The sequence below is a fragment of the Alterinioella nitratireducens genome (assembly GCF_013155465.1).
GTDB lineage: Bacteria > Pseudomonadota > Alphaproteobacteria > Rhodobacterales > Rhodobacteraceae > Alterinioella > Alterinioella nitratireducens.
Window position 1 is genome coordinate 246,496 of record NZ_JABJVX010000002.1, and the last position, 22,815, is coordinate 269,310.

Below are 22,815 nucleotides of genomic sequence, written 5' to 3' on the forward strand. Positions count from 1 at the left end.
ATGCACCCCCCGTTCATACCGATTTGCGCACAGAGATGAGGGCAAGGGGCGGGAGTTGTGCGCTGGGCGTGACGGGAGAAGCTCGCGGATCGCCTCGCCTGTTTGCTGCCCCGGAATTTCCAGAAACTGGCCGTGGGCCCGCTTTTCATCCCGATAGCCGAGCGGCCCTGTCGATCTTCTTCATTCCCCGACGTCGATGCGCAGAAGGAACGCGATCTGACCGAGCGCGGCAGCGAGCGCGGCTGCGAATACGATCCATGTCCCCAGGGCGGCGACGGCGAAACCCCCGACAAGCGGCAGAACGAACGCAGGTGCCGTCAGCGCGTTGAAATACCCGCTATAGGCGGGGCGCCGGTCGTCCGGCGATATTTCCATCAGCAATCCGATGACCGCAATCGTCAGGCCGTTCGCCAATGCGCCGAGACCGAAGAATACGGCCAGCAGGATCGGCATGGCTGCCTCCGGCGGCACGGGCAGCAGCAGAAGAGCGAGAAGCGCGATCGGCGGGGCCGTGCGGGCAATGGCGATCCCGCGCATCAGGCTCAACTTGCCCCGGCTGTCGCCCCACCAGCCCCATAGCGGATTTCCCGCAAGCGCGCCTGCGGTCTGGGCACCGAGCAGAAGCGCCACGTTCTCCAGACCCACCCCAAGCCCGTTGGCCGCGACGATGAAGAACGGAGCGGCAATGAGAACCGCGCCGCCGCACCATTGCGCAAAGACGAAGCGGCGGAACACCGGATCGTCCCGAAACGTCACGGCCCCCTCTCGCAGATAGGCGGTGAAGCTTGCCGCCGCTTTGGCGGGCGTCGTCTGTGCGGGCTCACCCATCGCGGTGAAGATGAAGGACGAGAGCAACATCAGGCACGCCGCAATCCCAAGCACCGCGGCATAGGAGATCGGGAAATCGAGCGTCCGGAGCAGATTATCCGCCAGCGCGGCGACAAGAAGGGCAACGACCCCTCCCCCGAAGAAGCGGATTGAAAGCATCCGGCTCCGCCGGTCAGACGGAACCGACCGGGCGACGATGTCGTTGTAGGGAACGCCGACGATCCCGCTGAGGAACGCATAAAGCACCCACAGCACAAGTGTCACCGCACCGAGCGCGGCGTAGCTCCAGCCGAGATTTGCGCCGACCCAGAGGGCGATCGCGAGCAGGGCAATGGCCGCCGTTCGTCCAAACGCGCCCAGGACATAGAACGGCATGGAGGACGCACCGCGACCGGCAAAATAGCCGACGAAGAGTTGCGGCAAGAGCCAGCCGAGGCGCAGGATCGTGGAAACGGCCCCCACGGCGACAGCGCTGCCGGTCAGTTGGAAGACCAGCGCCGACATGACCGTTGCACTGTCCACCGCCGCCGAACCGGCCTGGAATGCGGTGCCCGCGCCCGCGACGTGCCAGAAGCGGCGGCGGGGGGTCACGTCCCGCTCCAGTCCACGGGGTCCACGAAGAGGCCAAACCAGACCGACCAGACACCCAGCCCGACAAAGATCATGCCCAGCAGCCAGCGACGTGGCCGCAACCAGTCCGCAAGCCGGTCAAGGGGCCGGGCAAGGCCGGGCGCGATGGAGAGCGGCAGGAGTGGAAGCGACAGTGCCAGGGCAAAGACCGCCATCATCAGGAAACCGGTCGTGGCCGAGCCGCTGACGGTCGCGGTGCCGATAAGCCCGAAAAGGACCGGCGCGGCGCAGGCGGGAATGTTCAGGCCGAAGGCCAACCCCTGAAGCAGCGGGTTGGAGGCGACCTTCCATCTTTCGGGCGCCAACCCGATGCGGTGGCGCATCATCTTGTCCCACCCCGCGAGGATCGCAAACCCGAGGCCCAGATAAATCGCGCCAAACGCCAGCCACGCGCCGGTTTGAACGTCGATGAGGCGCTGGCCCAGCACGACGATCAAGCCGCCAAACCCGCCCATCACGACGAGTCGCGCCAGTAGAAAGATCAAAGCCGCGCTGATCCGTTGACCCATCGGGCGGGTTCTCTGGCCGCCCAGAAACAGCATATGCGCGCCGATGGTGCAGGGTTCGACAAAACCGAGTAGCCCGAGGCCGAATGCAAGCAGCAGCGTCTGATAGGTGATCTCCATAGGCGCCTTGAAATTCGTTGAACTCGGAGCGCGATGCTAGACCTTCCGTCCGCAGGAAGGTCAAGCAACTCTTCCGTGAACTGACCTTGGCTGCATCGAAGAGTTTTCTCAGTTCGGACGCAAACCGGCCCATGGCGGTCGCCCATCCATGTGACAGCCGTATCGCAGGGTAAACCCCGCCCTACCGGTTGGATTGCAGGACCACCCCCGCGAGGTAGAGCGAGCCGCAGATCAGCACCCGTGCGCCGGGGGATTTGGACAGGATCGCGCGCAGGGCGCTGGCGACATCCTCGGCGGGTTCGGCGTCAAGCCCCGCGGCGCGGGCGTGGGCGACGGTTTCCTCCGCCGTGAGCGTCGCGGAGATACCGGGGATCGAGACGGCGTGCAGGCTTTCGGCGACACCGGCCAGGGGGCGCATGAAGCCGCCCGTGTCCTTGGTGTTCAGCATCCCGCAGATCATATGTGTCGGGCGCGGCGGCAGGCGCGAGAGCGATTCGACGACTGCCGCCGCCGCCGCCGGGTTGTGACCGCCATCGAGCCAGAGCTCGGACCCCGCTGCCTCGGCCAGATCGACCAGCGGGCCGGCCTTGAGGCGCTGCATCCGGGCGGGCCAGACCGCGTTGGTGAGCGCCGCCTCGCAGGCCGCCTCGTCCTTGCCCAGGTGGCGCAGGGCGGCGATGGCGGTGCCCGCGTTCTGGACCTGGTGCGCGCCGACGAGGATCGGCATCGGCAGGTCAAGCAAACCGGTTTCGTCCTGGTAGACCAGCCGCCCGCGTTCTTCCCAGACATGCCAGTGCTGGCCTTGCGCGATCAGCGGCACGCCAAGGCGGGCCGCCTGCGCCTCGATCACCTGCATCGCGTCGTCATGCTGCGGGCCGACCACGCAGGGCACGCCGCGCTTGAGGATCCCGGCCTTCTCGAAGGCGATGCGGGCGATGGTGTCGCCCAGATATTGCTCATGGTCCAGGTCGATGCGGGTGATCACCGTCAGGCGCGGCTGATCGACCACGTTGGTGGCGTCCAGCCGACCGCCCAAACCCGTCTCCAGCAAGGTGAAATCGGCCTTGATGCGCTCGAAGGCCAGAAACGCGGCGCAGGTCGTGATCTCGAAATAGGTGATGCTGTCGGGCCCGTTCGCGGCCAGACATTCATCGAGGAAATCGCTGAGCACGTCCTCGTCGATCACCTCACCGGCCAGCCGGATGCGTTCGTGAAACCGGGCCAGGTGCGGCGAGGTGTAGACATGGGTGCTGTGGCCCGCGCCCTCCAGCCCGGCGCGGATCATGGCGAGCGTCGAGCCCTTGCCATTGGTCCCGGCGGCATGGATGACCGGCGGCAGGCGGCGTTCGGGATGATCCAGCTGGGCCAGAAGCCGGTGCATCCGGTCCAGCGTCAGGTCGATGATCTTGGGGTGAAGCGTCATCATCCGGTCAAGGAGGATGTCGGAGCGCGCCTCGGTCACGGGGTCTCAGCCGCGTCTTTCGGAGGGACAATCGCCGCCGCCTCATCCTCGGGCGCGGGCAGGTCGCCGCGCACCGGGGGCGGTTGATGGGTCAGCATCCGCAGGATCGAGACAAGCTCGTCCTTCATGTCCTTGCGGTGAGTCACCCGGTCCAGCATGCCGTGATCCAGCAGGTATTCGGAGCGCTGGAAGCCCTCGGGCAGGGTCTCGCGGATGGTCTGTTCGATGACGCGGGGACCGGCGAAGCAGATCAGCGCATTGGGTTCGGCGATCTGCACATCGCCGAGCATCGCGTAGGAGGCGGTGACGCCACCCGTGGTCGGGTGGGTCAGCACGACGATGTAGGGCAGGCCCGCCTCGCGCAGCATCTGGATCGCAACCGTGGCGCGGGGCATCTGCATCAGCGACAGGATCCCCTCCTGCATCCGGGCGCCACCGGCGGCGGAGAAGAGGACCAGCGGCAGCTTGCGCTCGACCGCGCGCTCGGCGGCGGCGATGATGGCGTTGCCGACGAACATCCCCATGGAGCCGCCCATGAAGCTGAAATCCTGCGCCGCGGCGACAATGCGGGTGCGCCCGACCTCACCCTCTGCGACCAGCATGGCCTCGGCCTCGCCGGTGTTGCGCTGGGCGGCGCGCATCCGGTCGGGATATTTTTTCTGGTCGCGGAAATGCAGCGGGTCGGCGACGGGGACGGGAACCTGCACCTCGGAGAAGACACCATTGTCGAAAAGCGCGGTGAACCGGTCACGCGGGGTCAGGGCCATGTGGTGGTCGCAATTGGTGCAGACGTTCAGGTTCTCGGACAGTTCCCGGTGGAACAGCATCGAGCCGCATTCGTCGCATTTGGTCCACAGGTTCTCGGGCACCTCGCGGCGCGAGAACAGCGAATTGATCCGGGGGCGGACGTAATTGGTGATCCAGTTCATGGTCTGCCTGACGCTTCCTTTGGTCGTTTGGTCCAGATAAGGCGCGATGCCGGGAAATGCAATTGACGCTTAGGCAGCGCGGCGCGAAAGGGCCATCCTGATCGCGGCGTAGATCACCACGGTCGTGGCGATGTCGCGCAGGATCAGCGGTTGCAGAATTTCGACGTCCTGGGGCCCGAAGGGCGTCACATAGAGCGCCAGGCCCGAGAGGTTGCCATTCAGCGCCACGATCAGGATCGCCGCGACATTGTTGGCGAAGTGAAAGCCCCAGGCGGCCCCGATGGAGCCGGTGCGCGCCGTCAGGTCGGCGGCGCAGAGGCCGAAGACGCCCGCCGCCGCCACAATCAGCCAGGCCAGGACCGGCGGATTGTTGGGGTCGAAATGGGCCGCCCCGAAGAGGAGCGAGGGGATCAGCATCCAGATCAGGGGGCTGTTGAACCGGGCGGCAAGCTGCTGCTGGATGTAGCCCCTAAAGAGGAGCTCCTCGGCCCCGGATTGGAACAGGATCGCCACCAGGGCGAGCGGCAGGAAGGACAGCCACAGGTTGAGGTCAAGGCCGGGAAGGGGCTGGTAGCCATAGGGGATGAGGGTCGAGACGATGAGGACGGCGGCGCAGACCCCGGTGGCCCAGGCGAAATGGCGGATCACCCGGCGGCGGCGGCCAAGAAGCGTGTCGGGGCCGCGCCCGTGCAGGAGCCGCGCCGCCAGCATCGCGCCGAGACCGAGCCCGAAAAGCATCGACAGCACCAGCAGCGTCGATGTGGGCGTATCGGCGCGAGCCATCCGCGCCACCCATTCCGGGCCGCCGCTGCCCGACACAAGGTAGATCACCCCCACCACGGTGAAGAACCAGGCGATGGACGTGACCCCGACAAGGATCAGCCCGACGATCAGCCGCCAAAGCTGAGGCCGCGCCCGCGCCGGGGCGATGAATGCGTCATGCGCTTTTGTGGTCATCAGCTCGAATGCCTGTTCTTTTTTGTCAGCCTAAAGCACTTTGCGTTTGAATTGAATCGAAATGCGCTGCCTCTCCCTACGGTCGAACCCGCATTGCGATATGTCTGTTTTCAGATGAAACGCAAAGTGCTGTAACCTGCCCGCGCCGGGGCGGCAATCACGCTTGTGCGGGTTTGCCTCGCGTTCTATTCCTCGACCGAGCCACGAAATGCGACCCGAGGAGCCACACCGATGCTGAAGAACAAGACCGACAAGTCCCGCCTGCCAAGCCGCCATGTCACCGAGGGCCCCGAACGCGCACCGCACCGGTCGTATTTCTACGCGATGGATCTGACCGAGGAACAGATCGACCAGCCCTTTGTCGGCGTCGCCACCTGCTGGAACGAGGCCGCGCCCTGCAACATCGCGCTCAACTGGCAGGCGCAATCGGTCAAGACCGGCGTGCTGGGCGCAGGCGGCACCCCGCGCGAGTTCACCACCATCACCGTCACCGACGGGATCGCCATGGGGCATGAGGGGATGCGGTCGTCCCTGGCCAGCCGCGAGGCGATCGCCGACACGGTCGAGCTGACCATGCGCGGCCATTGCTATGACGCGCTGGTGGGGCTTGCGGGCTGCGACAAGTCCCTGCCGGGGATGATGATGGCGATGATCCGGCTGAATACGCCCTCGGTGTTCCTCTATGGCGGCTCGATCCTGCCGGGCAAGGTGCCGGAGGGTGCGGATGTGCCGGAAGATTTCGCCACCCGCGATCTGACCGTGCAGGACATGTTCGAGGCGGTGGGCCGCTACCAGGCGGGCGATGTCTCTGAAGCGCAGTTGGCGGTGCTGGAGCGGGTCGCCTGCCCCTCCGCCGGGGCCTGTGGCGGGCAGTTCACCGCCAACACCATGGCCTGCGTCTCAGAGGCGATCGGGCTGGCGCTGTTCAACTCTTCCGGCATGCCCGCGCCGTTTGAATCGCGCGCCGAATACGGGGCGGCGTCGGGGGCCGCCGTCATGAACCTCATCGAGCGCAACATCCGCGCCCGCGACATCTGCACCCGCAAGGCGTTCGAGAACGCGGCGCGCGTCGTGGCCTGCACCGGTGGCTCGACCAATGCCGGTCTGCACCTGCCCGCGATGGCACATGAGGCGGGGATCGACTTTTTCCTCGAGGATGTCTGCGACATCTTCCGCGAAACGCCCTATTTCGTCGATCTGAAACCGGGCGGGCAATATGTGGCGAAAGACCTTTACGAGGCGGGCGGCGTGCCGGTCGTGATGAAGGAATTGCGCAAGGCGGGGCTGATGCACGAGGATTGCATGACTGCGAGCGGCAGAGAAATGGGCGAGGAGCTGGACCGGGTCGAGCGCGAGGCCGATGGCCGCGTGATCTATCCCATCGAGACACCGCTGACCAGGACCGGCGGGGTTGTCGGCCTGAAAGGCAACCTTGCGCCCGACGGGGCCATCGTCAAGGTCGCGGGCATGAGCGCCGAACAGCAGGTCTTTAGCGGCCCCGCACGGGTTTTTGAAAGCGAAGAGGAGGCCTTTGCCGCCGTCAAGGCGCGCACCTACGAGGAGGGCGAGGTCATCGTCATCCGCAACGAGGGTCCGGCAGGTGGCCCCGGCATGCGCGAGATGCTGGCGACCACGGCGGCGCTGTCCGGTCAGGGCATGGGCAAGAAGGTGGCGCTGATCACCGATGGGCGGTTCTCGGGTGCCACGCGCGGCTTCTGCGTCGGCCATGTCGGGCCGGAAGCGGCGCATGGCGGGCCGATCGCGCTGCTGCGAAACGGCGACGTGATCACGATCAACGCGCAGACGGGCGAGCTGTCGGTCGATCTGACGGCCGAGGAGCTTGAGGCCCGCAAGGCGGAGTGGACCGGGCCGAAAGAGACCAACTATGCCTCGGGCGCATTGTGGAAATACGCGCAGCTTGTGGGGTCGGCGCGCTATGGGGCGGTCACCCATCCCGGCGCCAAAGAGGAGCGGCATGTCTATATGGACCTCTAGAAGCGGTTCATTGGTGCCGCGGCGCGGAATAAGGCCGCAGGCCGCCGCGCCATCGCCGACCCGCCCGCACGGGGCGGCGATACTGGGAGGTTTGCCCTGCGCTCCGAGGAGGTTCGGACTTGGCAGGCATAAATTGGTCAATACCACCGGCGGATCGCCACCCCGCGGGTCGCCGATGGCACGGATTGCGCTTGTGTCCACTCTGCTTCTCACGGCCTGCGGCGGCGCGGGGCCTCTGCGTGGCCTGCGCCCCGATCCGGGCCCGCCGCCCGCGCGCGAGGTAGCCGTCACAACCGACCAGGTCATCATCACCGGGCCGCAGGGCTTCTGTGTCGACCCAAGCTCGACCAATGACCGGGGTGCCACGGCCTTTGTCCTGCTTGGCAATTGCGCCGTCATTGCCAACCGCCGGTCCGAAGCGCAACCGGAGGTTCCGGCGGTTCTGACGGCCTCGGTCTCGCAACCCGACCCGCCGCAGAGCTTGCGCGAGACGATCCCCGAACTGGACCAGTTCTTTCAGTCCGAGGAGGGCCGCGAATTGCTGAGCCGCAACGGCGATGCCGGGACGGTCGAGATCCTCGACAGCTTTCACCAGGGTGACATCTATTTCCTGCGCGCACGCGACAGCAGCGCCGGGGAGGTCGAGGATGTGAGCGCGGAATACTGGCGCTCCTACCTCGATGTTGGCAACCGGATCGCCACGCTGACGGTGCTCGAAACCATCGAGACGCCGATCGAAAGCGAGGCGGCGCTGGCCACGTTGCAGGACTATACGAACGCGGTGATTGACGCGAATTCCGTGGCCGTCGCCGACCCGGTCGAGGCCCTGCCCGCAGCAGCGGAAGTGGCGGAGCCTCCGGCCCCACGGCAGCGCGGCGCCGGAACACTCTGGAATGTCGGATTGTTTCGGAGAATAATGGGGCGTTAACGAAAGGGCGGGATAAACCCGGCCAGGGTACGGGGCCGTAACGGGGGCATGACGGGAATGAGCGGGTTCATCGAAAAGCGGATGCTGCGCAGGTCGATCCGGAAATGGACCGCGCTGGCCGATAGGGTGCCTGGGATGAACGCCGAGGAACTGGTCGACCTGACCGCCACGGCGCGGGCCTTGCGGGTGCGGCTGGACAAGCTGACCAATGCTGCCGAGGCGGCGCTGATCCCCGATCCGCAAAGCGGCATCCTGCGCCCCGACCAATGCGATTGGGCCTGGCGGCCCGCACCCTGGTGCGAGCCTTGCGGGACCGTCGGCACCGTGGCGGCGGACAGCCCCCACAAGCTGTCGGACAATGTGACGCTGTTTCACGATTGCGCGCAGTCCGAGATCTGCCTGCGCCAGATCCGCAACGCCCGGCCCGAGGATGCGGCGGGCTATGCCACGCAGGTGGATGTCTACCGCTTCGACGGCTCGTTCCTGTCGCTGGTGCTGACCTTGCCCGATCCGGCGATCCGGCAGTTGACCCGCAACCATTTCATCACCCTGCGCTGCGACATGGCGCGGGAAAACCCGATCGAGGTCTATGCGCGGCTCAACGTGCAGCACGGGCCGAATACGGAACAGATCGTGCGGCAGGTGGAGTTCGTCGAGACCCGCGGGCTGGCCGAGTTCGACCTGGCCTATTCCAACATCAACGAAAAGCGGGTCGAGAAGATCTGGATCGACCTGATCTTTGACAATCCCGGCATGAACCAGGTCCTTCTGCGCGACCTGACCCTGACCCGCGCCCCGCGCGCCGATATCTGAAGGAGGGCACGAGATGGCCGAGATCACCCTGACCCGCACCCGCCTGACCGCTGGCCGCTACGAGGGCGTGCTGGCCTGTTCCGGCACGCCGCCGGTGATCGAGGCGGTGCATCTGGACCGCGTCTTGGGCGGCGTCGAGGTCAGCGAGATGGAGAGCCATCCGGGCCATCACCTGGTGGGGCTCGACCTGCCCACCTCGGTCCTGTCGGACGGGGTGCAGACGGTGAACTTGCGCAGCGCCGCTGACAACGAGGTGCTGGACCGCATCACGATCCTGGCCGGTGAGCCGCTGGAACACGACATCCGCGCCGAGATCGTGCAATTGCGGGAGGAGCTGGAGCTGTTGAAGCGCGCGTTCCGGCGGCATTGCGTGGAGACGGGGGCGGATTGACGGATCGGTGATGGGGGAGGTCCTGTGTAGGCTCCGACCTTGCCGAGAAGGGGCATAATGCAGTCCGGACCAATATCTGTTGATGGCCCTGTCTGACCTACAGGCTACCCAATCGCTGGATTTCACTGCGTGTCTCGCTGGCCATGCTGCGTAGCCATGCGGCAAACCTTTGTACCTGGGGTCTCTTTGCAGCATCAGGACGAAGCTTGAGCCTGTAGGGATGCGGCGCTGCAAGGTGTTGGGACACCGGGAACGGGTGGACGATGGTTCCGTCTTCCAGATCGTTCAAGACCAGAGACAAGCCGCACACCAGAAATCCCACGTTCTGGCGCACCGCCTCCAACGCGACCCGGGCATTTGGATAATGGACCCCGCGATCCGGGCCACGTTCGCGATGGCCAAACCTCTGAAACCACTCGACCCATCCAGGGTGATTAATGCTATCCCGCTGTCCTTTGAGGTGCAGTAGCGGCATCCCCTCCATCTGCAGGACCGGGTCCCAATCTGCAATACGGCGCGGATTGTCGGGGCCGGTTACGGGCAACAAGACGTCGGTAAACAGGGGCTCGCCAGCGCCTTCTCCGTAGTCGATACGTATATCGGGCGCACCCAACCTCAAAGGGACATCTCCAGCCCCGTTTATGCAGAACAGGATGTTTGGATGTTCGGCACGGAAGGCGCCGATACGCGGTGCCAGCCAGAGTTCGGCCCAATCCGGGTCTGCGACCATCTGTATTTCGCTGACACGTTGGAAGTCGAGCGCATCTGTCACCCGTTCGAGTGCGGCAAACGCCATCTGCAAGTCAGCAAGAGCGTGTTCAAGCTGCGGCGTCGGTTGCAATCCCGAACGCCCTCTCAACAAGAGATCGGACCCCAGGTAGTCTTCAAGCGTTCTGACACGCTGCCCGACGGCTGCAGGTGTGATACCAAGCGTGTCCGCCGCAGCCTTCAACGACCCCTTTCGGATGGCGAGCTCGACGGCCTGTAAGGATCTGAGATGCGTTAAGGCGACCATAAGTAAAGAATACCTTTAGCTCGCAAAATATCAAAGCTGATTATTGTAAAAAACCTTTACCGGTATAAAGAAAATTGAGTTTTGAGATTGGCCGATGGCCATGCAGAGTCATGGAACGACAGCATTTGAAGCATCAAAGGAAATCAGTAAATGGACCGTTATATCATCGAACGCGACATCCCTGGCATCGGCGAGTTTTCCCTGACCGAACTTTGCGGTGCCGCCCGGGCGTCAAACCAGGCACTGGAGACCATCGGCCCTGGCATTCAGTGGCAGCACTCCTATGTCGCAGGAGAAAAAACCTTCTGCGTCTACCTTGCCAAGAGTGAGGAAGAAATCAGCAGGCATGCGGAGCTGAGCGGAATCCCCGTATCCAAGGTCACCAAGATTTCTCAGATCATTGATCCGTTGACCGCCAACAACTGAATCTCAGTTGGCATCAAGAATACCGGCGACCGTTTATCAATGGTCGTCGGGATTTCTCGGCACGACCTGAAGTCCTGCAGGCAGGTAGTTCACCATTCCTACCGGCTGTCGCTGGTCTGCGAGGGTTCGGGCGGTTTTCCTTGATCGCTTTGGACCCGCTATCCCCACGACATCACACCAACACCCCACCCCTCTGACGCCGCGTTCTGCGTGACAAGCCGCGCCCCTCGCGTCATCTTGGCGCGAAATTGGGAGACCGCCATGTCACATAGCCTCTATCCGCATCTTCTGGCCCCGCTCGATCTCGGCTTCACCACGCTCAGGAACCGGGTTCTGATGGGCTCGATGCACACGGGCCTGGAGGAAACCAAGGACTGGCCCCGCGTGGCCGAGTTCTATGCCGAGCGTGCGCGCGGGGGTGTGGCGCTGATCGTGACGGGCGGCATGGCCCCCAATGCCGAGGGTGGTGTGTTTCCGGGGGCGGCGGGGCTGTACACCCCGCAGGATATCGAGAACCACCGGGTGATCACGGATGCGGTGCATGAAGCGGGCGGCAAGATCGCGATGCAGATCCTGCATGCGGGGCGCTATGCCTATTCGCCCGATTGCGTCGCGCCCTCGCCGGTGAAATCCCCGATCTCGCCCTTTCCGCCGAAGGAGTTGGACGAGGAGGGGATCGAGAAGCAGATCGCCGATATTGTCACCGCGGCCACCCGTGCGCAGGAGGCAGGCTATGACGGGGTCGAGGTGATGGGGTCGGAGGGCTATTTCCTCAACCAGTTCATCGTGACGCATACCAACAAGCGCACCGACCGGTGGGGCGGCAGCTATGAGAACCGCATCCGCCTGCCCATCGAGGTCGTGCGCCGCGTGCGCGAGGCGGTGGGGCCGGAGTTCATCTTGATCTATCGCCTGTCCATGATCGACCTGATCCCGGAAGGCTCGACCCACGCCGAAGTCGTGCAGCTGGCGCAGGAGGTCGAGAAGGCCGGGGCCACGATCATCAATACCGGCATCGGCTGGCACGAGGCGCGGGTGCCGACCATCGCCACATCCGTCCCGCGCAAGGCCTTTGCCTGGGTCACGAAAAAGCTGATGGGCAAGGTGGGGATACCGGTCATCACCTCGAACCGGATCAACATGCCCGATGTGGCCGAGGAGGTTCTGGCGGACGGCTGCGCCGACATGGTCTCGATGGCGCGGCCCTTCCTGGCGGATGCCGATTTCGTCAACAAGGCGGCCGAGGGGCGCGCGGACCAGATCGCGCCCTGCATCGCCTGCAACCAGGCCTGCCTGGATCACACATTCAGCGGCAAGCTGACCTCGTGCCTGGTCAATCCGCGCGCTTGCCATGAAACGGTGCTGACCTATGCGCCGACCGAAACCCCCAAATCCATCGCCATTATCGGCGCAGGCGCGGCGGGGCTGTCGACCGGCATCATCGCGGCGGAGAGGGGGCATCGGGTGACGATCTTCGACAAGGCCGACCAGATCGGCGGGCAGCTCAACATGGCCAAGGCCATCCCCGGCAAGGAGGAGTTCATCGGCCTCGTCGATTGGTATGCGCGCATGGTCGAGACGGCGGGGATTACCTTGCGGCTTGGTGTTGCGCCGGGGGTCGAGGATCTTCGCGGTTTCGACGAGGTGGTGATCGCCACCGGCGTCACCCCGCGCGATCCGCAGATTCCGGGGCAGGACGGGCCGAATGTCCTGTCTTACGTCGATGTGCTGCTGCACAAGGCCCCGGTGGGCAAGCGCGTGGCCGTGATCGGCGCGGGCGGGATCGGCTTCGATGTCGCCGAGTTCCTGGTGCATGAAGGCGAGAGCCCGACCGAGGACTTGACCTTGTGGAAGACCGAATGGGGCGTCAGCGACCCGGCCCGGGATCGCGGCGGCGTCGCGCCCGAAGGCCCGCGGCCCGAAGCGCCCGCGCGGCAAGTGACGTTGTTGCAAAGGAAGAACGAGAAGCCCGGCAAGCGGTTGGGCAAGACCACGGGCTGGATCCATCGCGCCGCGCTGAAGATGAAACAGGTCGAGATGGCCGCCGGTGTGAATTACGAGCGCATCGACGAAAAGGGCCTGCATATCAGCCTTGGCGAGGCGCGCGAGAACCCGACGCTGATCGAGGCCGATACCATCGTGCTCTGTGCCGGGCAGGTCTCGAACCGCAGCCTGGCCGACGAGTTGGAGGCGGCGGGGATCGAGGCCCATGTCATCGGCGGCGCGGACGTGGCGGCGGAACTGGATGCCAAGCGGGCGATCAACCAGGGCGCGCATCTGGCGGCGGTTCTGTAACCTCTGGCCGGTGCGCGGCTTTCGGGTTCGAATTGCTGCGCAATCCGACCGATGCGAGGGGCGTTGCCCCTCGCGCTCCCCAGGATATTTTCAGAACAAAGAAGATGGGCGGAGCTCTTTGTGGACAATCCTGCCGTGGCGGTCGGACTGTATCGGGTTTCGCCACAATCATGGTGTCCCCGCCATTAACGATCCGCCGTAATACCCGTGTTTGGCCCGCCGCGCTCCGTAATCGCGCCGCATTTGGAAACGATACCTGTTGCTGAAGTTACTCAAGTGAACAGGTGAACGAATGGACCGTCTGACAGAAATGGAAGCCTTCGCCACGGTTGTGGACCAGGGCGGCTTCACGGACGCGGCCAGAAAGATGGGCATCTCCAAGTCGGCGGTGTCCAAGCATGTCTCGAGCCTTGAAACCCGGCTTGGGGCGCGCCTGCTCAACCGCACCACGCGCCGCGTCAGCCCGACCGAGATCGGGCTTGCCTATTACGACCGCGCGCGAAGGGTGCTGAATGACGCGGGCGAGGCCGACGCGCTGGTCACCGCCATGCAAAGCGCGCCCTCGGGGATGTTGCGGGTATCCGTCGCGACCGATTTCGGGGTCAATCACCTGTCGCCAATCCTGGGCGGGTTCCTGCATGAATATCCCGATATCACTGTCAACATGGTGCTGAACAACCGCTACGTGGAGTTGATTTCCGAAGGCTTCGACATGGCCATCCGGGTGGGTGAGCTGGAGGACAGTTCCCTGCGCGCCCGCAAGCTGACCGAGACCACCAAGCGGATGATCGCGAGCCCGGATTATTTCAAGAAATTCGGCCGACCCCAGAAGATCGACGATCTGAACGATCACAAGCTGCTGCATTATTCCAACCAGGCCGCGGGCAATGTGTGGAAGATCACCGCACCCTCGGGCGAGAAGCGCCAGGTGCGCACCGCCGGGTCGCTGACCGTGAATGACGGGCAATCGTTGCTCAACGCCGCCGTGGGCGGGCTTGGCATCGCCTATCTGCCGTCCTTCCTCTATGCCGATTATGTGCGCAACGGGCTGCTGGAGGATGCGATCCCCGATCTGCCGATGGAGACGCAGGGCATCTATGCCGTCTATCCGCCGGGGCGCTACACGCAACCGAAAGTGCGCGCCTTCATTGATTTCCTCGTCGACAAGTTCCGCGAAAAGGGCCCCGACGAGTGGTAACATCCGAGACCTGAGTTCATGCCAACCCCGCGCGCGTCCGTCCCGCGGGGCACCTTTCAGCGCCGCTCATATCCTGGGCGGCGTTTTTTTCGTCAAGGGGATCATCGCGCGACGATGACAACCTCGACCCGGCGGTTGCGCTGGCGGCCCTCGTCGCTGGCGTTGTTGGCGCGCGGGGCCAGGTATCCCACGCCCTCGGCGGCCAGTTGGGCGGGTTCCGTCCCCAGGCTGTCGATCAGGTGTTCGCGCACCGCGACCGCGCGCGCGCGGCTGAGGGCGATATTGCCTTCCAGCGACCCCTCGGCATCGGTATGGCCGACCAGAACCACGCGGGTGTCGGGGTGGTCGGCGAGATAGGCGGCAAGGTCTTCCAGCGACGGATAGTCACGATCCGAGAGGGTGGCCGACCCGGTGTCGAATTGCAGATCGGCCAGCGTCGCGGCACCGACCCGGTCGAGGCGGTCATGCAGGCCCGCGATCTCGTCCCCGGCGGGCGAGCGGGTCGAGACGCCGACGTCGAGATCGGCCATGTCGGCGGGGCTGATCCGCACCATGTGGACATAGCCGCGACTGCCCCCGCGTGAGGTCAGCAGGCCGATATACTCGGTGCCCTCGCCAATCCTGGCCTCGGCCACGAGGTAGGAATATTCGCCCAGGTCGACATGCATCGCGGGTTCCGGCGTCACGTCCATCGCGAAGCGGAAATCAAACCCGCCACACAGCACCGTGTCGCAGGCGAAGATGGCCTCATACCCTTGCGCCTCCAACTGGTCCCGCAGAAGCGCCATGAGCCGTGCCGCACTGCCCGCGTAATCCTGCACCTGCCAGACCGAGCGGGACAGCGCACCTTCGACCACCAGCATATCGGCGCTGGAGCCGAGCCAGGGCGAGACCGGCAGGCTATAGGTGGTCGCGGTCTCCACCTCCTCATGCGCCAACTCGGCAGCGCCGGGAAGCTCCAGCTCCAGCGCGGCGGCGGGCGTGGCGAGCGCCAGCAGCGATATGAGGGCGGCGCGGATCACCGGTTCTGGCCGTGGTATTCCGCATTGGGGCGCATATCGACGGCCGAGGCCATGCGGTTGGTCATGTTGAAGAACGAGGCCACGGCGGCAATGTCCCAGATGTCGCGGTCGGAAAACCCGTGATCGCGCAGGCGCTGGCGGTCGGGTTCCTCGATGCGGTAGCTGGCCTCCGTCATCTGCACCGCGAAATCCAGCATGGCGCGCTGGCGCGCATCGAGCGGCGCGACGCGGTAATTCATCACCAGCGCCTCGCCCAGGGCCGGGTCGCCGGACAATTCGCGCACCGCCTGGCCGTGGGCGACAAGGCAGTAGAAGCAGCGATTGACCGAGGAGACCGCGACCGCGATCATCTCGCGTTCCAGCTTGGTCAGGTTGCTGTCACCCAACATCAGGTCGTTATAGATGCCCGTAAAGGCGTTCAGCTTGGCCTCGTCGAAGGCATAGGCGGCCAGCACGTTGGGGATGAGGCCCAGTTTCTCGGCGCAGATGTCGAAGTATTTCTGCGTCCGCTCGGGCAGCGGGTCCATCGGCGGCAGGTCCAGCGCGGTGGCGTTGGGGTCGGGTTTCATATCAGGCGTGGCCTTTCTTGATGCGGTAGAAATAGTGGCTTTCGGGCGACATTCCCAGAGACCTGTAGAGCGATTGCGCCGCCTCGTTGGTCCGAACGACCAGAACGGCAATTTCCCGCGCATTCTGACGCGCGGCCCAGTTGGCGGCACCCTGCATCATCTTGCGGGCGATGCCTTGGCGGCGGGCCTCGGGCACGACCTCCAGCGCGTGCAGCATGGCGATGGGGCCGTGACAGGCGATGAAACCGGTTGCGATGGGGCGGTCGCGGTGGCGGCCCATCAGCGCGGTCTTGGGGCCGGTGGCGCGCTCCATCACCGCAAGTCGCGCGGGGCCGATGCCGCCCGACGCCCAGATCTCGGCCTGCACGGCAAGCGGCGGCCAGGAGGGGATGGTGTCGAGCCGCCCCAGATCGGCGGTGAGGGTGGAGACCGGGCAGGTCAGCACATCGACCGGGTCGATCACGTCGTAGCCGCGCGCGGCAAGCTCGGCGTCCAGTGCAGCCTCGCCATGGCGCAGTTGAAAGAGCGGCTCCTGCCCCAGTTTGGCCAGCGCGGCCTCGGCGGCGGGAATGTCATCCGGCTCCCAATCCCGCACGGCACTGACAGAAGACACCCGCTTGCCCCCGCCACGCCCCTCGCGCACCAGCCAAGGACCGTGACTGTGCAGCGCGGCGGCGGGCCAGGTGGCCTCGATGGCGTCGAAAAGGGCGGTTTCGCGCAGGCTCATCTGCGGACGTGGAAAAGCCGCGCAAGCTCGGTGATCACGGCATCGACCGCCGCGCCATCGGTCGAGCGCACCACGATGTTGGAGCCGAAAACCCCGTCGCGGGTGAAGGGATACGATCCGATGGAGACTTCGGGATGTGCCTTTGCCACTTCGCCCAACGGCCCCGCGATGTCACCCTCGCCGCGCAGGACGCGCAGGCTCTGGCTGAGCACCTGTTCGCCGCTGGCCAGCGTCGGCACGATGGAGGCGACCATCGCCTCGAACACGGCAGGCACCCCGGCCATGACATGCACGTTTTCAACCGTGAAGCCCGGCGCGACGGAAACCGGGTTCTCGATCAGCGTCGCCCCGTCGGGAATACGGGCCATGCGCATCCGGGCTGCGTTGAACTCCATCCCCGCGCGGTCGTAATGCGCCTGCATCAATTCGCGGGCATCGTCGCGCACGTCGAGGCCCACGCCGAACGCCTCGGCGATCGCATCGGCTGTGATGTCGTCATGCGTCGGGCCGATCCCGCCCGAGGTGAAGACATGGTCATAGGCGGTGCTGAGGGCGCGAACGGCGTCGATGATGACGGCGATATTGTCGGGGACCATGCGCACCTCGGCCAAAGTGATGCCGTGGCTGGTCAACTCCTGCGCCAGGTGGTTGGTGTTGCTGTCCCTGGTGCGGCCCGAAAGGATCTCGTCCCCGATCACCAGCATCGCCGCGGTTGGATTTGCCATGCGCCTCTGTCCCTCTGTTTCGCGGGAATCCTAGCTTGCCGCGCGGCGCAGGGCCAGAGACACGCGCGATTTCCATCACTGGAAACTGACCGCCGCTTGGCCTATCTAGGGGCCGACCCCCGAGGTGGAGAAGATCATTGGACGATTTCAAAGGCCGGCTCACCCGCGACGGCATCCGCATTCATGGACCCGAGGATTTCGCAGGCATGCACAAGGCAGGGGCCTTGGCCGCCCGCATCCTTGACGATATCGCGGGCCATGTCGTGCCCGGTGCCACCACCGGCGCGATAGATGCCGAGATCGAGCGGCTGGTGACCGAGGCCGGGGCCAAATCGGCCACGATCGGCTACAAGGGCTATCAGCACGCCAGTTGCATCAGCGTGAACCATGTCGTCTGCCACGGGATACCGGGCGACAAGGTACTGAAGGAGGGCGATATCCTGAATATCGACGTGACCGTGATCGTCGATGGCTGGTTCGGCGATACATCCCGCATGTATGTCGCGGGCCGGATCCCGCGCAAGGCCGAACGGCTGGTGCAGATCACCCATGACGCGCTGATGAAGGGGATCGAGGCGGTCAAGCCCGGCAACACCTTCGGCGATATCGGCCACGCGATCCAGAGCTTCGTGGAAAGCCAGCGCATGTCGGTGGTGCGCGATTTCTGCGGGCATGGGTTGGGGCAGGTGTTTCACGCCCCGCCCAACGTGCTGCATTACGGGCGGCCGGGGCAGGGGCCGAAGCTGGAGGAAGGCATGTTCTTCACCATCGAGCCGATGGTCAACCTGGGCCGGGCCGAGACCAAGGTGCTGGCCGATGACTGGACCGCCGTGACCCGCGACAAGAGCCTGAGCGCGCAGTTCGAGCATTCCATCGGCGTGACGGCGGAGGGGTACGAGATCTTCACCCTGTCGCCGGGCGGCAAATTCCACCCGACATATGAGGTTTGACATGATCCTGCGATCCATCCTGACCGCCGGCGCGCTAGCGCTGGCCGGGGCCGCATCCGCGCAAGAGGCAAGCGTCGAGTTCAACCTGTTCGAGTTCGAAGGCGCCTACCGCGCGCAGGATTTCCATTTCGACGCCCGCTATACCGAGCGCTTCGGCATCGAGGTGCCGGTGCCGTTCTCGGTCTCGGTGCCCGAGCGCGGCGATGTGGCGCTGATCGCCGATGGTCAGCCCGATGGCGGGGCTTTCGTGAAATTCACCTTCGCCACCGACACCGAGCCGCGCCAGTTCCTGGAGAACATCCAGGTCGTGACCGTCTCCATCCCGATGGCCGAGGAGGCGGAGGATCCCCTGCGCACCCGCGTCGCCATCGCCGCGCAGGTCTTGCAGGAGCAGCTTTACCCGCGCGCCGTGGAGGGGTTCGAGGAGCCGCGGATGCTGGCCGTCGAGCAGATCGACTTTGGCGACGTGACGGGCGTGCATCTGATCGCAACCTATACCGACCCCGCGATCGGCCCGATGCTGCTGCGCCTGACCGCGATGCTGCACCCCGATCAGCCGGAAAGCTACGTCACCATATCGAACATCAACCTGGACCTCGTGCCGGTCGAGGACGGCGATACGCTGGCCGCGACGCTGACCGGGCGGCTGCTCGATTCCTGGGTGTATCCCTGATGAACTTTTCGGAATACCTGAAAGTTGCATGATCACTGAACGCGTTGAAATCCACGATTTCAGGCAGCGTTCAGTGATGCAGTCCTTTCCGAAAGGTCCCTAACTCTGCGTTAACCTTTGCGCGGCAGTCTGGCGGGCATGACCCGTGCCCTTGACCGATTCTGCGAAGCGCCCCTGCCGGGGTTCGATCTTGCCACCCCCGCGACCGGGCCGCGCGACCCCGGTGCGGAATTGGTGGAAGACCACCGCAAGAACCACCGCGTCCGGCTGCGCCAGCGCTTTACGGAGGGCGGCGCGCAGGCGGTGCCGGATTACGAATTGCTGGAAATGGTGCTCTATCGCGCGATCCGCCGGGGCGATACCAAGCCGCTGGCGAAGCGGCTGATCAAGCGGTTCGGCGACCTCAACCATGTCCTCGCCGCCCCGCCCGCGCGGCTGCGCGATGTCGAGGGCGTCGGCGATGCGGTGGTGTTCGAGCTGAAACTGATGGAGGCCGTGGGCCACCGCATGGCCCGCGCCAAGATCATCCGGAAACCGGTCCTGTCCTCCTGGGACAGCCTGCTGGAATATTGCCAGACCGCCATGGCGCATGGCGATATCGAGCAGTTCCGGGTGCTGTTCCTCGATCGCAAGAACGTGCTGATCGCGGATGAGCAGCAAAGCCGGGGCACGGTCGATCACGTCCCGGTCTATCCGCGCGAGGTGGTGAAACGGGCGCTGGAGTTGAACGCCTCGGCGATCATCCTGATCCACAACCACCCGTCGGGTGACCCGACGCCGTCGGAAAGCGACATCTCGATGACCTACGCGATCCGCGACGCGGCGGAGGTGTTGGGGATCGTGATCCATGACCACCTGATCATCGGCAAGGCGAGCGAGTTGAGTTTCCGAAGCGCGGGCTATCTGTAAGGGGGATGCGGCCCGCCCACGGGCCGCGAACGCGCTCGGTCGACCGAGCGCGGTGCCGCCCGGCCAAACCCATCGAGACGCCGATCACCGCAGCCAGACCTCCACCCGGCGGTTCACCGCGCGCCCTGCGGCGGTGTCGTCACAGGCCATCGGCAGCGCCTCGCCGAAAGCCTCGACGCGCAACCGGATGCGGTTGAGATCACCATCCGAGGCCGCCGCCATCACCGCCAGCCGCACCGCCTCGGCGCGTCCGCGCGCCAGCCGCAGGTTCGCGCCCGCGTTGCCCTGACTGTCGGAAAACCCGACGAAGACCAGGTCTCGCCCGTCATAGACCCCGCGTTCGATGGCGCGGGACAGCCGTGCGACGGCGCTGAGCGATTGGGCGTCCAGCTCGGCCGTGCCATCGCCGAAGCGGAAGGTGGGCGACAGGCGCTCGGCCCCGGCCATGGCGGCGACCATCTCCTGCAAATCCTCAAGATCGACCTCCTCGCCCGCCGCTGCCACCGCGTTGGCCAGCCTCTCGCCTTGTTCCCGCAGGGGTTGTGCGGTGATCGCCTGGTTGACGAAGCCAAGGCGGCGGATCACCCGGTCGGCGTCCTGGCTTTCGAAAAAGGCCAGGAACTCGCGGCCAAGCTGCGGCATCCGGCGGACGGGCAGGTAGACGAACAAGGGCGCCGTCAGGGGGTAATCCTCGGATTTCAGGCTGTCGGGCGTGGCGTGCTGGATGAAACCGCAGACCCCGCGCAGGGGCACAAGGCGCGCATTGCCGATCTCGGAATAGCTGCCGATCCCGATGGCGAAGGGGTCGGCGGCGACCGCATCGGCAAGCGCCGCCGTGCTGGCATGGCGGATGATCGTGGCCGCGGGCTGGCGGTCGAACGGGGCGAGGATGCGGGTCTCCACATCCTGCGCGTGGCCGGTCGAGGGCTCCAGAAGGTGCAGCGCGATGGGCGCGTCGGGGCCGTCCATGTCCTGCCAATTGGTCACCTCGCCCGCGAAGATCCCCGCCAGATCCTCCAGCGACAGCGCGTCCACCGGGTTGCCGGGTGCCACCAGCGGCACCAGCGCGTCCAGCCCGATGATCCGGCTGCGCGCGACCATCGAGATGTCGCCCTGATCGGCGGCGCGGGCGGCGGCGGCCTCGGTTTCGTCGGGCTGGCGCGTGGCCAGCGCGATGTCGGTCTCGCGCGCCAGAAGGGCCGCCAGCCCCTCATCGGTGCTGGTCCCGGTGACATGGAACCGCGCCGCGACCTGCGCATCCTCGCGGATCAGCGAGAACACCGAGCGGTCGGCATCCAGCACCTGCCGCCGCAGGGTCAGGTCGCGGCTGGCTGCAAAGCGGGCGACGAGGGCCGGGAACAGCTGATCGGTGATCGCGGAGGCTCCGGCAAAGCGGATCTCGGCGACGTAGTTTTCCAGGTCGGGGCAGCCGGGGCCACGGCAGGTCACACCCTGGGCGCTGACGGTCAGCGGCCCGTAGATGCTGTCGACGCGGTAATATTCCCCGTCGAACCCGATCAGCGTGCCGGAGAGTTCGACGCTTCCGTCATGGCTGCGCAGGGCCACATCCTGTGCGGAGGCGGGCAGGGCGGTGCTCAACATCAAAAGGGCGGCCATGACAGCCGCCCCCAGGTAAGAGTGCATGGGAGTGTCAGCGCCGATCAGGTCTCAGTTGGTGGCGACTCTCAAGTCCTGCAACAGATTTTGCAACACCAGATAATCGCCCACGGCGTCGCATCCGGGCACGGTGAAGGTCAGTTCGATCACCGCGACCGCGCCTTCCTCGTCCGATTCAAGCGTGCGCGCGAGGGTGTCCTGGCCGCAATTGGCCTCGGTCACTTCGGCCTCGATCGAGAGGCGCACGGTGCCGTCGCCGTTCAGCGTATCGCGCGGGAAAGTGTAGATCTCGGCCAGCATTGGCGCGTCCACATCGGTGGTGCCGAGGCGGGTCAGGAAGCCGCCTTCGCCCGCCTCCGCGCGGGCGGGTGTGCCGGGGTTCTCGCGCCAGATATGGCCGGGATCGCCATAGGTCGCGCCGAACTCCATCGCGTGAAGCTCCAGCGCGCGATCCTCGTTCCATTGCAGGCCGACGCGGGTGTAATCGCCGATATCGGGCAGGCCCGCCAGCGCCGAGGCCGAGGCCCCGTCGGGCATGCGCACGGTAAAGAAGGCGGGGCTTTCAAAGGCCGGGATGTCCATCGTGAGGATGCCCATCACGTCGGTCTGGCCGGTCAGGTTCAGGCCGGAATGTTCCACCACGACACGGGCATTGCCCTGGCACGGGTCCATGATGTCGAGGGCCACCATGGCGCCGGGGCGGGCCTCGGTGGTGACGGTCAGGCCGCAGGGCAGGCCGAAGGGGCTGAGCGCCTGATCGGTCACGATCTCGGGCGCGTCGGCCTGGGCCAGACGCTCGGGCCGGGCGGCACCGGGCATCGGCAGGGTGGGCGCGACGGGCGCGTTCATCGGCGCGATGATCGGGACCGGCGTGGGGGCTGTCTCCGTGGTCACGGCCTCGGCGTCCAGCGCCACCGGCATGGGCTCGGGCGCGGCAGGGGCGACGGGCGTGATCGCGGCAACCCGGGGCGCGGGCGTCTCGGCAGAGCCCCCGGCCTGCATGTAGAGCGCGGCGCTGCCGACAATGCCGAGGCCCACGGTGAGGGCAATCGCTGCTTTGGGTTTGCTGATCATGGACATGCCTCCGGGCGGGTCGATTTCCCGGAAACAATCGCGTTCAATTGGGGCGA

At 65.6% G+C, this 22,815-nt stretch carries 22 protein-coding genes; 10 read left to right on the forward strand and 12 right to left on the reverse strand.

Annotated features, from left to right (window positions below; genetic code table 11):
* Positions 1-180: 180 nt before the first annotated feature.
* From HNS34_RS04370 to HNS34_RS04390, 5 genes are all read right to left on the reverse strand, one after another.
* Complete coding sequence (locus HNS34_RS04370) at positions 181-1,419, reverse strand: MFS transporter (protein ID WP_172318404.1); 1,239 nt, start codon at positions 1,417-1,419, stop codon at positions 181-183.
* Positions 1,416-2,084 (reverse strand): urease accessory protein UreH domain-containing protein, encoded by a 669-nt coding sequence (locus HNS34_RS04375; protein ID WP_172318406.1) that lies wholly within the window; start codon positions 2,082-2,084, stop codon positions 1,416-1,418. Before HNS34_RS04375 ends, HNS34_RS04370 begins: the two co-directional genes overlap by 4 nt.
* Positions 2,085-2,265: 181 nt before the next feature.
* Positions 2,266-3,510, reverse strand: a complete 1,245-nt coding sequence (locus HNS34_RS04380; protein ID WP_214647430.1) for a bifunctional folylpolyglutamate synthase/dihydrofolate synthase — start codon at positions 3,508-3,510, stop codon at positions 2,266-2,268.
* Between the two features lie 32 nt (positions 3,511-3,542).
* Positions 3,543-4,475, reverse strand: a complete 933-nt coding sequence (gene accD, locus HNS34_RS04385) for an acetyl-CoA carboxylase, carboxyltransferase subunit beta (RefSeq protein WP_172318410.1) — start codon at positions 4,473-4,475, stop codon at positions 3,543-3,545.
* 69 nt (positions 4,476-4,544) lie between these two features.
* Positions 4,545-5,432 (reverse strand): CPBP family intramembrane glutamic endopeptidase, encoded by an 888-nt coding sequence (locus HNS34_RS04390; protein ID WP_172318412.1) that lies wholly within the window; start codon positions 5,430-5,432, stop codon positions 4,545-4,547.
* Between the two features lie 231 nt (positions 5,433-5,663).
* Between HNS34_RS04390 and ilvD the strand changes: the two genes are divergently transcribed.
* The 4 genes from ilvD (at position 5,664) to HNS34_RS04410 (ending at position 9,559) form a co-directional block, all read left to right on the forward strand.
* Complete coding sequence (gene ilvD, locus HNS34_RS04395) at positions 5,664-7,427, forward strand: dihydroxy-acid dehydratase (protein WP_172318414.1); 1,764 nt, start codon at positions 5,664-5,666, stop codon at positions 7,425-7,427.
* 193 nt (positions 7,428-7,620) lie between these two features.
* Positions 7,621-8,355, forward strand: coding sequence for a hypothetical protein (locus tag HNS34_RS04400; RefSeq protein WP_172318416.1), 735 nt, complete (start codon positions 7,621-7,623; stop codon positions 8,353-8,355).
* Between the two features lie 57 nt (positions 8,356-8,412).
* Positions 8,413-9,168 (forward strand): DUF6478 family protein, encoded by a 756-nt coding sequence (locus tag HNS34_RS04405; protein WP_172318418.1) that lies wholly within the window; start codon positions 8,413-8,415, stop codon positions 9,166-9,168.
* A gap of 13 nt (positions 9,169-9,181) precedes the next feature.
* Positions 9,182-9,559 carry a hypothetical protein gene (locus tag HNS34_RS04410; RefSeq protein ID WP_172318420.1) on the forward strand — a complete coding sequence of 126 codons (378 nt, stop codon included), beginning with the start codon at positions 9,182-9,184 and terminating at the stop codon, positions 9,557-9,559.
* A gap of 97 nt (positions 9,560-9,656) precedes the next feature.
* On the opposite strand, the gene HNS34_RS04415 is transcribed toward HNS34_RS04410, so the two are convergent.
* Entirely contained in the window at positions 9,657-10,574 is a 918-nt protein-coding gene (locus HNS34_RS04415; protein ID WP_172318422.1) for a LysR family transcriptional regulator, read from the reverse strand.
* 150 nt (positions 10,575-10,724) lie between these two features.
* Here HNS34_RS04415 and HNS34_RS04420 point away from each other — a divergent pair, with 150 nt between their 5' ends.
* The 3 genes from HNS34_RS04420 to HNS34_RS04430 all read left to right on the forward strand — a co-directional run bounded on the left by HNS34_RS04420 (position 10,725) and on the right by HNS34_RS04430 (position 14,493).
* Positions 10,725-11,000 carry a DUF4242 domain-containing protein gene (locus tag HNS34_RS04420; protein WP_172318424.1) on the forward strand — a complete coding sequence of 92 codons (276 nt, stop codon included), beginning with the start codon at positions 10,725-10,727 and terminating at the stop codon, positions 10,998-11,000.
* 261 nt (positions 11,001-11,261) lie between these two features.
* A complete protein-coding gene (locus tag HNS34_RS04425; protein WP_172318426.1) occupies positions 11,262-13,295 on the forward strand; it encodes an NADPH-dependent 2,4-dienoyl-CoA reductase in 2,034 nt (677 codons plus the stop codon).
* Between the two features lie 292 nt (positions 13,296-13,587).
* Positions 13,588-14,493, forward strand: a complete 906-nt coding sequence (locus HNS34_RS04430; protein ID WP_172318428.1) for a LysR family transcriptional regulator — start codon at positions 13,588-13,590, stop codon at positions 14,491-14,493.
* Between the two features lie 101 nt (positions 14,494-14,594).
* Here HNS34_RS04430 and HNS34_RS20970 read toward each other — a convergent pair whose 3' ends face one another.
* Genes HNS34_RS20970 through HNS34_RS04450 form a run of 4 tightly spaced genes read right to left on the reverse strand, consistent with a single transcriptional unit; the run spans position 14,595 to position 17,536 of the window.
* Positions 14,595-15,515, reverse strand: coding sequence for an OmpA family protein (locus HNS34_RS20970; RefSeq protein WP_172318430.1), 921 nt, complete (start codon positions 15,513-15,515; stop codon positions 14,595-14,597).
* Positions 15,512-16,084, reverse strand: coding sequence for a peroxidase-related enzyme (locus HNS34_RS04440; protein WP_172318432.1), 573 nt, complete (start codon positions 16,082-16,084; stop codon positions 15,512-15,514). The genes HNS34_RS20970 and HNS34_RS04440 overlap by 4 nt, the downstream gene beginning before the upstream one ends.
* A 1-nt stretch (position 16,085) precedes the next feature.
* Positions 16,086-16,811, reverse strand: a complete 726-nt coding sequence (locus HNS34_RS04445) for a GNAT family N-acetyltransferase (protein ID WP_172318434.1) — start codon at positions 16,809-16,811, stop codon at positions 16,086-16,088.
* On the reverse strand, positions 16,808-17,536 hold the full coding sequence (locus HNS34_RS04450; protein WP_172318435.1) for a competence/damage-inducible protein A: 729 nt from the start codon (positions 17,534-17,536) through the stop codon (positions 16,808-16,810). Before HNS34_RS04450 ends, HNS34_RS04445 begins: the two co-directional genes overlap by 4 nt.
* A 137-nt stretch (positions 17,537-17,673) precedes the next feature.
* Between HNS34_RS04450 and map the strand changes: the two genes are divergently transcribed.
* From map to radC, 3 genes are all read left to right on the forward strand, one after another.
* On the forward strand, positions 17,674-18,486 hold the full coding sequence (map, locus tag HNS34_RS04455) for a type I methionyl aminopeptidase (RefSeq protein ID WP_172318437.1): 813 nt from the start codon (positions 17,674-17,676) through the stop codon (positions 18,484-18,486).
* A gap of 1 nt (position 18,487) precedes the next feature.
* Positions 18,488-19,159: a hypothetical protein gene (locus HNS34_RS04460; RefSeq protein WP_172318439.1), complete on the forward strand. Its 672-nt coding sequence runs from the start codon at positions 18,488-18,490 to the stop codon at positions 19,157-19,159.
* Between the two features lie 138 nt (positions 19,160-19,297).
* Positions 19,298-20,068: a RadC family protein gene (radC, locus tag HNS34_RS04465; RefSeq protein WP_172318441.1), complete on the forward strand. Its 771-nt coding sequence runs from the start codon at positions 19,298-19,300 to the stop codon at positions 20,066-20,068.
* A gap of 84 nt (positions 20,069-20,152) precedes the next feature.
* On the opposite strand, the gene HNS34_RS04470 is transcribed toward radC, so the two are convergent.
* Positions 20,153-21,685 carry a phosphate ABC transporter substrate-binding/OmpA family protein gene (locus HNS34_RS04470; RefSeq protein WP_235952617.1) on the reverse strand — a complete coding sequence of 511 codons (1,533 nt, stop codon included), beginning with the start codon at positions 21,683-21,685 and terminating at the stop codon, positions 20,153-20,155.
* Positions 21,686-21,736: 51 nt separating this feature from the next.
* Positions 21,737-22,759, reverse strand: a complete 1,023-nt coding sequence (locus HNS34_RS04475) for a hypothetical protein (protein WP_172318445.1) — start codon at positions 22,757-22,759, stop codon at positions 21,737-21,739.
* Positions 22,760-22,815: the final 56 nt, after the last annotated feature.